At 37.9% G+C, this 12,531-nt stretch carries 9 protein-coding genes; 4 read left to right on the top strand and 5 right to left on the bottom strand.

The window, feature by feature from the left end; translation table 11 throughout:
- The first annotated feature begins 169 nt into the window (after positions 1–169).
- Complete coding sequence (locus F948_RS02425) at positions 170–2,254, top strand: TonB-dependent receptor family protein (protein WP_004959629.1); 2,085 nt, start codon at positions 170–172, stop codon at positions 2,252–2,254.
- Between the two features lie 104 nt (positions 2,255–2,358).
- Here F948_RS02425 and F948_RS02420 read toward each other — a convergent pair whose 3' ends face one another.
- The 3 genes from F948_RS02420 to F948_RS02410 all read right to left on the bottom strand — a co-directional run bounded on the left by F948_RS02420 (position 2,359) and on the right by F948_RS02410 (position 6,237).
- Complete coding sequence (locus tag F948_RS02420) at positions 2,359–3,990, bottom strand: ABC transporter permease (protein WP_004959627.1); 1,632 nt, start codon at positions 3,988–3,990, stop codon at positions 2,359–2,361.
- Positions 3,991–4,077: 87 nt separating this feature from the next.
- Positions 4,078–5,094 carry an extracellular solute-binding protein gene (locus F948_RS02415; protein WP_004959624.1) on the bottom strand — a complete coding sequence of 339 codons (1,017 nt, stop codon included), beginning with the start codon at positions 5,092–5,094 and terminating at the stop codon, positions 4,078–4,080.
- A 42-nt stretch (positions 5,095–5,136) separates the two neighbouring features.
- A complete protein-coding gene (locus F948_RS02410) occupies positions 5,137–6,237 on the bottom strand; it encodes an ABC transporter ATP-binding protein (protein WP_004959619.1) in 1,101 nt (366 codons plus the stop codon).
- A 248-nt stretch (positions 6,238–6,485) separates the two neighbouring features.
- Here F948_RS02410 and F948_RS02405 point away from each other — a divergent pair, with 248 nt between their 5' ends.
- Positions 6,486–8,366, top strand: a complete 1,881-nt coding sequence (locus F948_RS02405) for a potassium transporter Kup (protein WP_004959616.1) — start codon at positions 6,486–6,488, stop codon at positions 8,364–8,366.
- Positions 8,367–8,408: 42 nt separating this feature from the next.
- Here the strand turns inward: F948_RS02405 and F948_RS02400 are convergent, their stop codons facing one another.
- Positions 8,409–9,935: a TerC family protein gene (locus F948_RS02400; protein ID WP_004959611.1), complete on the bottom strand. Its 1,527-nt coding sequence runs from the start codon at positions 9,933–9,935 to the stop codon at positions 8,409–8,411.
- A gap of 215 nt (positions 9,936–10,150) precedes the next feature.
- On the opposite strand from F948_RS02400, the gene rodA reads away from it, so the two are divergent.
- Complete coding sequence (gene rodA / locus F948_RS02395; RefSeq protein WP_004959607.1) at positions 10,151–11,293, top strand: rod shape-determining protein RodA; 1,143 nt, start codon at positions 10,151–10,153, stop codon at positions 11,291–11,293.
- Positions 11,294–11,338: 45 nt separating this feature from the next.
- On the opposite strand, the gene F948_RS02390 is transcribed toward rodA, so the two are convergent.
- Complete coding sequence (locus F948_RS02390; protein ID WP_004959605.1) at positions 11,339–12,022, bottom strand: cupin domain-containing protein; 684 nt, start codon at positions 12,020–12,022, stop codon at positions 11,339–11,341.
- Between the two features lie 237 nt (positions 12,023–12,259).
- Between F948_RS02390 and F948_RS02385 the strand changes: the two genes are divergently transcribed.
- The gene (locus tag F948_RS02385; RefSeq protein WP_004913242.1) at positions 12,260–12,523 is read left to right on the top strand and encodes a TIGR03643 family protein; all 264 of its coding nucleotides are present in this window, start codon (positions 12,260–12,262) and stop codon (positions 12,521–12,523) included.
- The last annotated feature ends 8 nt before the right edge of the window (positions 12,524–12,531 follow it).

The following is a 12,531-nucleotide window of genomic DNA, read 5'->3' as shown; positions in this document are numbered from 1 at the left end:
ATGTAGCACCAGAAGAATTTTGCTTTAGAAACCTGATAGCAACAAAAATACCACTCATATTGAATCATTAACTGATAATTGTTTTTATTTGTATTATAATTGCGAGGTTTTTTAAGGTTATTTTAAGTTTAATCTGAATTTCAATCTGATGATTGATTATAGGGGTCACATGGAAAAGTATTTATTTATTAAAAATCAAATTGTTATGAGTGGTTTGCTGTTTGGTGGTTTTGCACCAATGCTTTATGCTGCTACTGAACAAACTCAACAAGTTGTTGTATTACCTACGATTCAAGTGATTGGCTCACAAGAAGATTCAATTTCAAAAATTCCAGGTGCAGCGGTAATTGTAAGCCAAGAGCAAATTCAACAATTCACTCCAAGCTCTACTGAAGAAATTTTAAAACGCGTATCAGGTGTGTATGTTAAACCTGAAGAGGAGTCTGCAATTGTTGCCAATATTGGTATGCGAGGAATTAGTTCGGCTGATTACAAAACACTTATTTTAGAAGATGGTGTACCTGTAGCGGCTGGCTTATTTGTTGGAAATGGTCGTTATTATAATCCTCGTATTCAACGTATGGATAGCATTGAAGTTCTTAAGGGATCTTCTGCGTTGCGTTATGGACCTATGAATATTGGTGGTGTAGTAAATTATCGTACTAAACAACCTAAAGATGGTGCTCTTGTTGATCTATCAATTGGATCTTGGGATACCTATAAGACAACTGTTGAATTGGGTGGCAGTTCTCCAACGAAAGATAGCAATGTTGGAGCGATTTTAAGTTGGGCGAAAAGTGACGGTTTCATGGATAAAGGCTATGAAATGAAAGATGCCGTTATCAAAGCAGGTACAGCCATCGGTGATAATCAATGGGTTGGTGTTAAATTTACTCATTATGAAAATGATGCCAATATTTCATATCGTGGTCAGTTCTTGGGTGAGTATCATGCCAAGAAACAGAATAATCCTGCTCCTGATGATTGGTTCTTAACAGAGCGAAATTCTTTTGATATCAATCATCGTTGGGATATTAATCCAGACACTGAACTTCAAACATTGCTGTATTGGAGTGAAATGAATCGTGATTACTGGCGCTATGGCGTGAATGCTACAGCTTCACAAGCTGCAGGTCGTTGGATTTATACTGATAATGTAAGTGGCAATAATCGTGCTTTTGAACGTATTGGAGCGGAAACTCGTCTGATCGCCAAAAATACTATTTTTAATATTCCTGGTGAAGCTGAGATTGGCTTGCGCTTGATGAATGAGAAAATGGATGACGTTACGATTAATGCGAAACGTGCTACACCTCGTTCAGGTACGACAGCAAAAGATACCAAAGATTCCGCGAAGAGTGTTGCTTTGTATGCTCAAAACCGTTTCGATATTTCAGATCAATTGTCTGTAACGCCTGGTGTTCGTGTTGAACGCTATGAACAACAACGTGATGATAAACAAAAGAATGAAACAGTTAAAACTTCAAATACTGAAGTAATGCCTGGATTAGGTGTCACCTATCAATTCATTCCAGCTGTTCAGCTTTACGCTAGTGTCTACAAGGCATTCTCACCTGCACTAAATGGTGACTCACTCAGTGGAATGAAAGATCAAAAACTAGAGGCAGAAACTGCGGTAAGTTGGGAGTTGGGTTTAAGAGGTCAGCAAGATGCAGTTCGTTACGAGTTAACTGCTTTCCGTATGGACTTTGACAATCAAATTATTCCAGCTAACAGTAACTCAGATTTCCAATCGACCAATGGTGGTAAAACATACAACCAAGGGCTTGAAGGTGCTGTAAGTTTAGAGTTTGAGAATGGTTTCGATGTGTTTGCTAATCTTACATGGATTGCAAATGCTGAGTTCAAAGGCGATCGTTACAACAAAAATGGTTCACTAAAATCAAAAGATGGTGACCGTGTACCATATACACCTGAATGGGTAGCAAATCTTGGGGTAGGTTATACCTATGCAGGTTTACGTAGTCAGTTGAGTGCAAACTATACAGGTTCTCAGTTTACTGATGAATTAAATACCAAACCGATTGTAGAGAATACTTCAGGATTCTTTACTGGAAAAATCGATGCTTACACGACTGTCGATTTGACAACACGCTATACCTTGAATGATCAAGTTGAGTTTTATGGTGCAGTTAAAAACTTAGAGGACAAGCGCTATATCGCAAGTCTACGTCAAGGGATTTATGTTGGTCCTGAGCGTTCATTTGAAGCTGGTGTTCGTTATCGTTTCTAATCGATGATTCGGTAGACATAGAAAAAAGGGTTGTATTGATTAAATACAACCCTTTCTTATTTGGGGACTATATAGCAGAATTCGCTATATCGCTAAAATCTTATTTATTTGTTTAACACTTTACTCATACGAGCAAGCAGAATGACAGGGATCAAACCCACTAAAACAATTAATAATGCTGCAATTGCTCCATCTTCATATGTTCCTCTTGAGGCTTCAGCATATAACTGAGTTGCGAGGGTTTCCATATTCAAAGGTCGAAGTAACAGGGTGGCTGGCAATTCTTTCATACAATCCACAAAAATAAGTAATGCTGCAGAGATGATTGCAGGGCGGAGTAGTGGAAGATGAACTTCTTTTAATATTAAAAATTGATTTCGGCCTAAATTTTGAGCCGCGTCATCAAATACGCCATGTATACGATTATATCCAGACTCTATTCCACCAATTGCGATTGCAAGAAAGCGTACACTGTAAGCATAAACGAGGGTGAAAGTTGTTCCTAAAAAGAGTAAGCCTGTGTGAATTCCTAACTTAAATTCAAGAAAATCAGCTACCGCATGATCAATTTTTCCAAGTGATAACATAAGACCAATTGCCAACACAGTTCCAGGTATTGCATAACCTAAACTGGCAATTCGGCTAAACCATGTAATTTGGCTAAAGCGTGCCGCACTGACAATAAAAAATCCGATTGCAATTGTGATCACAGTAGCAACTGTAGCTAAAAATAAAGTGTTGATTGATGCTTGTAATAAATAGTCTGAAAAACCTGCATATTTGAAACGCTTATAAGATTCCACCAATAAATGCATGAATGGAATGAGGAAACCAATCGTGATAGGGATTAATCCAAGCGTTAAACATAAACCAGCTTTTGTGCCACTGAGTTGTTGTGCTGGCATCAATCGACTACGTTGAGCAGAGTTCATATAGCGTTGTTTGCGTCTACCCAGTCTTTCAATAACAACCAATAAAGTAATAATGATCAACATGAAAATCGCGATTTGTGCAGCACTAGCGAGATCGGATTGATTTGTCCATGTTGAATAGATCGACAAAGTTAGGGTTTTGACGCCTAAAAACTCGGTTGCGCCGATGTCATTGATGGTTTCCATCAAAGCTAAACTAGCCCCCACAGCGATTGCTGGACGAGCTAAAGGAATCGCGACTCGAAAAAAAACTTGGTTTGGGTTGAGCCCTAAACTGCGAGCAACTTCAATCAAGCTAGCTGATTGCATGAGAAACATTGCACGTGTGCTTAAATAGACATAAGGATATAAGACAAAACTTAATAGAAAAATACAGCCCCAAACAGAGCGAATATTCGGAAACCAAGCAGGTTGAGATTCCCAACCAAAGTTAGCTGCTAGAAAGCTTTGTACTGGGCCGATAGGATGTAAAATATCGATATAGCTATAAGCGATGATATATGTTGGTATTGCAAGGGGAAGCAGCAGCGCCCAATCTAAAAAAGCTCGACCTCTAAACTGATATGCGGTTACTAACCATGCGCTACCAGTCCCGATTAAAATCGTGAGTAGACCAACACCAAATAATAAAATACTGGTATCAACCAAAGTAGGGGGCAGAACATACTGAATCAGATGCCCAAAAATATCACTATTACCCTGAATTGCTGTTAAAACCAATGCAATAACAGGCAAGCAAGCAAGTAAGGTCAATACCCCACTGAGCGATGTAAATAAATTAAAGTGATGCTTATTTTTGGTCATTAGAGATTAAGAAACTATTGAAGAGCAGGTTTAAGAAGTTTGATTGGACAGGTCAAAACAAAATGGATGACCTGCCCATAAAATCACTTAGTGATTAAATTGAACTTTATCGACTAACAGATTTGCTGCTTTACGATATTTTGCAATTTCACTCAGACGGACGTTATCAATATTTAACTTTCCGAAACTTGCGATAATTGGATCAATCTTCACACCAGGTTTTACTGGATACTCATAACCACTTTGTGCATAGATTGCTTGTGCATGATCTGAAGATAAGAATTCCAATAATTGAACTGCTTCTTTACGGTTTGGTGCATATTTTGCTACAGCTGCACCTGATACATTGATATGCGTTCCACCATTTTTAAAGCGAGGTAATACAACATTAATTGCATTACCCCAACGTTGTTGCTCAGCATCACCATTACGCATTGTTCCTACGTAGTAGGTATTTGCAACACCGATATCACAAATTTTACCGAGAATATCACGTGCAACATCACGATCACCACCACTCGCTGGGCGTGCTAAATTTGCTTTGATACCACGTAACCATTGCTCAGTTGCTTTTTCGCCGTGATGAGCAATATAGGATGCAATTAGCCATGTGTTATAAGGATGGCTGCCAGAGCGGATACAAATCTTACCTTTCCATTTTGGATTTGCGAGTTCTTCATAACTGATGGCTTTTAGTGGTGTACGATCTTTAGAGACATACACTGCACGAGCACGCATAGATAGCGCATACCAATGACCATTGGCTGCACGTAAGTTACCTGGAATCGCGGTATTTAAAACTTTAGAGTTCACTCGTTGAGTTAAACCATTTTCAACCAAATCAACCAAATTACCGAAATCAACTGTCAGCATGACGTCTGCAGGTGAGCGGCGACCTTCAGTTTTAACACGTTCCAGCATTCCATCTTTGATAAAAACAGTGTTTACTTTAATACCTGTTTTTTGATTGAATTCTTCTAATAGTGGTTGAATTAACACAGGTTCGCGAGTGGTATAGAGATTGACCTCAGCGGCATTTACCCAACCACTGCTGAGTGCGACAAGACTAACCGAAAGTGCATGAAGTTTTATTCGTTGGTTCATTTTTGATCCCTAAAAAGAAGAAACTTGAATAATAAATACCAGTCAAGTGGATGATTGATGGGTTTCGATTGAATCATTGGCTTCATAAAAGAAACACTGAGATAAATCTAACGATAGGTAGACGGTGTCTGCTTGGTCGTAATGTTGAGAATATTCAACATAAGCACTTAACACTTTATCTTCTGCCTCGATTTTTAATTTAAGTAGTTGTGAATAGCCTAAGAATTTCGACGAAATAATTTTAGCAGCTAGACTATTTTCAGTTTTTATCCGATTAACACGTAATTGATGGGGTCTAAAATAGCAACGAATCTCGTTACTACTCGTCAAATGTTTTGGAGTCGCAATATTTCCAAAAATCGTATGCAGTTGTTGATCTTGTATTTGAGCTTTTATTTCATTCAAATCGGAAAAATAACGTGCTGCAAAAAGTGTTTTGGGTTGGAAGTAAAGCTGCTTGGGCGTACCACTTTGAATAATTTTGCCTTGATGCATCAAAATAATCTGATCAGCAATTTGAAGTGCTTCTTCAGGATCATGAGTCACAATGATAGTTGTGGTCGAAGTCTGTTTTAAAATATCAATGGTGCTTTGTCGAATTTGATCACGTAAACGATGATCCAAATTCGAAAATGGTTCATCCATAAGCAAAACATGAGGTTTAGGTGCGAGTGCACGAGCTAAAGCGACACGCTGTTGTTCACCACCAGATAAAGTATGTGGATAGCTATGAATATGATGCGACATAGAGACATGCTTTAACGCATTTTCAGCAATAGATTGACGTTCGTGCTTCGGGATTTTTTTCAATCCAAACATCACATTTTCCAACACGCTCAAATGTGGAAAGAGAGCATAGTCTTGAAATACAAAACCGATATTGCGTTCTTCAGCTTGAACTTGTTGATATGGGTCCCATAGAACTTTTCTTTCTAGCTGAATAGAACCCTCAGTAGGAGTCTCTAGACCTGCGATCAGACGTAGCATGGTTGTTTTACCGCAACCTGAATGTCCCAATAGGCAAATAATCTGACCACTTTGAGCAGACCATGATGCTTGATTTACAGCAAAACGCTCACCGAATTTTTTGCTAAGCTTTTGAATCGTTAAGACATTGGCCAACGTTACGGTATGAGCATTCATGGTCAATTCACAGGAATAATTCTTGCCCAAATAATAACTGATAATTCTTCTCAAGTGGAGTTTTTTTGAAGGAATGGAGCATGTTTATTGGCGCTATTTTAATAAATTCAAAGGTAGAGTGATTTAACTTGAATAAGTAATTATTTAATTAAATATTAGATATTTAACTGGCTTATAAATAAATTATTTAGGGAGTGATAGATTGAGTGCTAGTATCACTTTAACTTTTAGAAGTGTTTTTTTACAACATGCAAAATCAGACGGTAGAGAAAGCTAGTGTACCCATACTGACTTTAGCTGCACTTGGTGTAGTCTTTGGCGATATTGGAACTAGCCCACTTTATGCACTTAAAGAAAGCTTTCATGCAACACATGGAATGCCAATCAATGAAATTAATATTTTAGGAATCTTATCGCTTATTTTCTGGACCATCATGTTGATCGTCTCTCTTAAATATGTGATGGTGATAATGCGAGCAGATAACAATGGCGAAGGTGGAATCATGGCATTACTTGCCTTGAATTTACGTCAGCCAGGTCTTTCTAATCGAACAAAAATTCTGATTACAGCTTTAGGATTTATTGGTGCTTCATTGTTCTTTGGTGATGGCATTATTACACCCGCAATATCTGTGTTATCGGCTGTGGAAGGACTTTCTGTTGCGGCTCCAGCATTTGATAAATTTATATTACCGATCAGTATCGGCATTCTGACGGCATTGTTTCTTGTACAAAAACATGGAACTGCCGTAATGGGTAAGTTTTTTGGCCCAATTACACTGCTTTGGTTTTTGTCTATTGGTGCGATTGGGTTTGTGAGTATTATTCAAAGCCCAACGATTTTGGCTTTCTTAAGTCCACATTGGGCATTGCAATTTATTATCACCAATCCGTATATTTCATTTTTTGTGATGGGCGCTGTCGTTTTGACCGTCACAGGTGGTGAAGCGCTTTATGCTGATATGGGGCATTTTGGTGTTCTTCCGATACGCCTTGGTTGGTTCCTCGTTGTTTTGCCTTGTCTTATGTTGAATTATGCAGGTCAAGGTGCTTTATTGCTAAGAGATCCTACAGCGATTACCAATCCATTTTATTTACTTGTACCATCCTTCTTCCTCTATCCAATGATTCTTATTGCGACTGCAGCAGCTGTGATCGCATCACAGGCATTGATTAGTGGTGTTTTTTCGATGGCGAAACAAGCGATTCAATTGGGTTATTTACCTCGTCTGAATGTACTACATACCTCAGCGTCTGAAGTGGGTCAAATTTACATCCCTTTACTCAACTGGATTCTATATATTTCAATTTTATTCCTAGTTTTACTCTTTAAAACAAGTAGTAATTTAGCAGGTGCTTATGGTCTTGCCGTAACGATTACCATGTTCTGCGATACGCTTTTGGTTGCATTTCTTGCTTATAGTTACTGGAAATGGAAAACGTGGAAACTGGTTTTATTCGCTGTACCATTCATTTTTATTGATTTAGTGCTGTTAGGTTCGAATCTACTTAAGTTCTTTATTGGTGGATGGGTGCCTGTGCTTATCGCTGTCTTTGTCTTTACTTTGATGATGACATGGAAGAAAGGGCGGGTTCAATTGCAGGAAAAACTCCAAAGCGATACGTTGCAGTTAGAAACCTTTATTAAATATCTAGGCACAGATATGAATAAGGTATCTGGTACTGCTGTGTTTCTGACAGGTTCTCCATCTGTAGTACCACATGCGTTGTTGCATAATCTCAAGCACAACAAGATTCTTCATGACAAAAATATGTTGGTAACGGTGCAAGTTTCGGATATCCCATACGTGCAAGATGAACTGAGATATGAGTTCGAAGTTTTAGAGAAAGGCTTTTATCGGATACAAATCAATTATGGTTTTAAAGAGCAGCCGAATGTACCTATGGTCTTAGAGCAAATTTTCAATAAAATTGATTTTGAATATAATCTGATGGAAATCAGTTTCTTTGTGTCACGCGAAAGATTGATCTACAAAGCGGATAATAAGTTAACTACATGGAGAAAACAGTTATTCGCTACGATGCAAAAGAATACAAGTCCTATTAGCGATTTTTATCAAATCCCTACGAATCGTGTTGTCGAAATTGGTAGTCAGATTGAGATATAAAAAAAAGAGCCTTTTTGAAAGGCTCTTTTTTTATGCTTGGATTTACATCGGATAAATAATTTTGACTTTCTTAATGCGAGTGCCATCCATTTCTATAATTTCGAAATAGATTCCCTCATAGGTCAATGTAGAACCGACATCAACTTGACCTTCTAATTTATCTAGTAATAAACCAGCGACACTTACATAGCCTGAACCTTCTTGAACTAGTTCAAGTGTGCCTAATTCAAGTTGAAGTTGATAAAGGTCTAATAAGCCAGATGCTACCCATTCTTGATGAGATACTTTCGTCAAATCCAGTTGTTCATCTGAGTCTGGGAATTCACCAGCAATTGCTTCAAATACATCTAATGGAGTGATTAATCCTTGGATATTTCCAAATTCATTCGTCACCATGACTAAAGAGCCTTTTGAAGAGCGCAAAGTATTAATTGCATCTATCACTTTCATCTTTTCAAAAATAAAAATTGGACGTTGGCGTTTTAAAAGATTTTGGAATTCTTCTTTTTCATCCAAACAATCAATCAGCTCTTTTGCGCGTACAACAGTAATGACCTTATCCAAATTGCCTTTACAGACAGGGAATAAGCTGTGAGGTACTGCAAGTACTTTAGCTCGGATATCTTCAATATCATCATCGATGTTGACCCAAGAAATTTGATCTCTAGGTGTCATAATCGATGAAACAGAGCGTTCAGCCAGAGTTAACACACCACCGATCATGTAGCGTTCTTCGGCACCGAATGAATCATCGTTGTTATCGATAATCGTTGGGTCATTTTGCTCTTTGCCACCCATGAGCTTGAAGATCGTATTTGCAGTACGATGTCTTAAAGGTAGTTTTGATGCATGTTTTTCAGCATTTCGTTGGGTAAATTGGTTGAAACCTTCAATTAGGATTGCAACGGCAATACCTGAATAGATATATCCTTTCGGGATATGGAAACCAAAACCTTCAGCAATCAAGCTAATACCGATCAGTAGTAAGAAGCTTAAGCACAAAATAACAACAGTAGGATGCTTATTTACAAAGTTTGTTAATGGTTTTGATGCAATTAACATCACTACAACAGCGATCACCACGGCTGCCATCATGACATAAATATTGTCAACCATTCCGATTGCTGTAATCACAGAATCTAAAGAAAACACTGCATCTAGAATAACAATCTGAGTGACCACCATACCAAAGCTTGCATAAGCAACACTTGATTGGGTTTTATGTACAGGTTTGCCTTCTATTTTTTCATGTAATTCTGTAACGGCTTTATAGAGTAAGAAAAGACCACCAAAGAGTAGGATTAGGTCTCGACCTGAGAAACTCAGAGTCCATATATGGAGAATAGGTTTTGTTAAAGTAACTAGCCAAGAGATAATGGAAAGCAGGGCTAAACGCATGATAAGGGCTAATGAAAGACCTATGATTCTTGCTTTATCTCTTTGTTCTGGAGGAAGTTTATCTGCAAGAATTGCAATGAAAACTAAGTTATCAATGCCAAGTACGATTTCGAGTACGATTAAAGTTAATAACGCGATCCAGATGCTAGGGTCTAAAAGAAATTCTATCATCCTAGTTCTCCAAGCTGTCTACTGAGAGAGCCAAAGATACGCCTTAAAGGTGAGGGGTCCATATGTATAAAACCTTTGATTTAAATGGTATCTGTAAATTTATCAAAGATTCACAAAAATAAAAGTAATAATCTGAGCATAGAAACAAATTAAATATATACTCCATCGCCTTAGTTCAGATTTATCTGCTCGTTTTTCTTATTTTTAAGATCACCATGAAGCCTGTTCCGCAATCCCGATTTTTACGTTATTCCATTCGAGATGGTTTGCATCTCAAAAATAATTCTTCGTATTGGCATAAATTACATCTCGACCCTTGGTTATTGAGCCTTCTCATTTTAAATGCGATCTTAGGTTTAATCGTCGTATATAGTGCATCGGCTCAAGATATGGGGTTGGTATTCAAACAAGGATTTAGTTTCCTTTTAGGATTCGTAGCGCTTTTTATTTGTGCTCAAGTTCCTCCAAAAGTTTATCAAGCATTTAGCCCTTATCTATATGCTGTGAGTTTGGTACTGCTTATCGCTGTATTTTTTATCGGTGAAGTGAGAATGGGTGCACGTCGGTGGATCGCCATTCCATTGTTAGGAAGTATGCAGCCAAGTGAACTGATGAAGTTTGCAATGCCGCTGATGATCACGTGGTTTTTATCTAGAAATGCCTTGCCACCTAGAATATTTCATATTCTGATTTCATTGGTTTTAATTGTCATTCCTTTACTTTTAGTCGCATTACAACCTGATTTGGGGGCAGGCATTCTGATCCTCACCAGTGGTCTGTTTGTATTGTTTTTGGCAGGTATTTCTTGGAAATTAATTCTAGGCTCTATGGGTTTAGTGATGTTATTTCTTCCGATTGCTTGGACTTTTTTATTGGAAAGCTATCAAAAAAAGCGTATCACAACTTTGATTGATCCTGAGGCTGATGTCCTTGGTTCAGGTTGGAATATTATTCAGTCTAAAATTGCGATTGGTTCGGGTGGGTTTTCAGGAAAAGGTTATTTACAAGGCACTCAATCACATTTTGGATTTTTACCTGAACGGCATACAGACTTTATTATGTCAACTTATGCAGAAGAGTTTGGTTTTATTGGTGTGGTAATTCTATTTAGCTTATATGCAGCAATCATCATCCGCTGTTTTATGATCGGATTGAACTCATTTAATAATTTCGGACGATTGATTGTCGGTTCATTAGCATTGTCTTTTTTTCTATATGTCGTTGTTAACTCAGGTATGGTCAGTGGAATTTTTCCTGTGACAGGAGATCCATTACCATTTATGAGCTATGGTGGTACAGCTATTATCACCTTATTGGCAGGTTTTGGGATTGTGATGTCAGTTCATACGCATCGCTAGTTGATTCATCATCTTTGATTGAAACATGTATTTCGGAGTCGCTCATTAAAATTTATGCGTTGACTGAATCATGGCGAGCAGATGACCTGTTTTTAGATAAAGTGTTGCGCCTTGTTGACCTGATTGAAGTTGGTAATCTGCTTGTGGAGGAATACGTAACCAAGAACCTGTTGGATAAGTTTCTTCACTATGGCTGATTTCGCCTTCAATCACTAAAATTTCAGCACCACCTTTTACATCATATTCGATGGGATGTAAGGGCATGATTTTTTCTAGATAAGTATGCTCTAGCGGAGATTGGTAAAGTTCACAGATGTCCCGATGTCCCATTTTTTTCCAGTTATTCGGGTTATGGGTATCGATACGAACAGCTTCAGTTTCAGTCTCGGACATTTGTCTGAGTTTGACAAAGATCAAGGTGCCTATCTCACTAGATGGAATATGACTAGAGTTATGCGGATTCCGCAAATACCATCTTTTTTGATAGTGTTGGCTACCATCTTCAGTGAACATCCCAGACAATACCAAAATCTCTTCGCCATGAGGATGTTGGTGTTTTGGAAATAAGCTTAGAGGTGCGTATTTGACTAAACTTGTTGCTCTAGCTGCTTCATTGCCAACACGGTCTAACATGACACGTTCTACTTCACCGCCAGGTGATTTTACCCATTGATAGTCTCTAGGTTTGACGACTGCGAACTTTGAAAAATCAGCATTTAGCAAAAACATCAGAATTATCCTCAGTAATATTGTCTAAGATAACTATCGGCATTTAGATCATTAGTCAATCTTGAAAAAATAATTGGGATGATTCTTTGATCATTTATTTAATTTTCAATGTGCTGAATATTATTTCAAATGAAAAGAATAACTCGAAAAATCACACTTTCTTCATCCTGAGTTACTTATGCTTTGTTATGAAATTTAACAGATTGATATTGAACGACAGCGAAGTGATTTCATTTTATGTTGAATACTAAAAATTATGATGATGGTGACCTTTCAAGAATTATTGAAATGGCATGGGAAGATCGAACACCTTTTGAAGCGTTAGAGCGCGAATATGGTCTGAATGAATCTGCTGTAATCAAACTGATGAGGCAAAATTTGCAAGCCAGTAGTTTTAAACTCTGGCGTAAACGGGTGACGGGTCGAAAAACCAAGCATTTGCAACTACGTTCACCAGAGATCAATCGTGGCTACTGCTCACGTCAATATAAGCACCATTAATTTTGCGT

The organism is Acinetobacter junii CIP 64.5 (genome assembly GCF_000368765.1).
Lineage (GTDB): Bacteria > Pseudomonadota > Gammaproteobacteria > Pseudomonadales > Moraxellaceae > Acinetobacter > Acinetobacter junii.
This window is presented reverse-complemented; position numbering and strand designations above follow the sequence as displayed.

Bases quoted from the DNA above. Each gene is read 5' to 3' on its own strand.
- F948_RS02385 (WP_004913242.1), top strand. From the start codon at position 12,260: ATGTTGAATACTAAAAATTATGATGATGGTGACCTTTCAAGAATTATT.
- F948_RS02415 (WP_004959624.1), bottom strand. From the start codon at position 5,094: ATGAACCAACGAATAAAACTTCATGCACTTTCGGTTAGTCTTGTCGCA.
- F948_RS02390 (WP_004959605.1), bottom strand. From the start codon at position 12,022: ATGTTTTTGCTAAATGCTGATTTTTCAAAGTTCGCAGTCGTCAAACCT.
- rodA (WP_004959607.1), top strand. From the start codon at position 10,151: ATGAAGCCTGTTCCGCAATCCCGATTTTTACGTTATTCCATTCGAGAT.
- F948_RS02425 (WP_004959629.1), top strand. From the start codon at position 170: ATGGAAAAGTATTTATTTATTAAAAATCAAATTGTTATGAGTGGTTTG.
- F948_RS02410 (WP_004959619.1), bottom strand. From the start codon at position 6,237: ATGAATGCTCATACCGTAACGTTGGCCAATGTCTTAACGATTCAAAAG.
- F948_RS02405 (WP_004959616.1), top strand. From the start codon at position 6,486: ATGCAAAATCAGACGGTAGAGAAAGCTAGTGTACCCATACTGACTTTA.
- F948_RS02420 (WP_004959627.1), bottom strand. From the start codon at position 3,990: ATGACCAAAAATAAGCATCACTTTAATTTATTTACATCGCTCAGTGGG.
- F948_RS02400 (WP_004959611.1), bottom strand. From the start codon at position 9,935: ATGATAGAATTTCTTTTAGACCCTAGCATCTGGATCGCGTTATTAACT.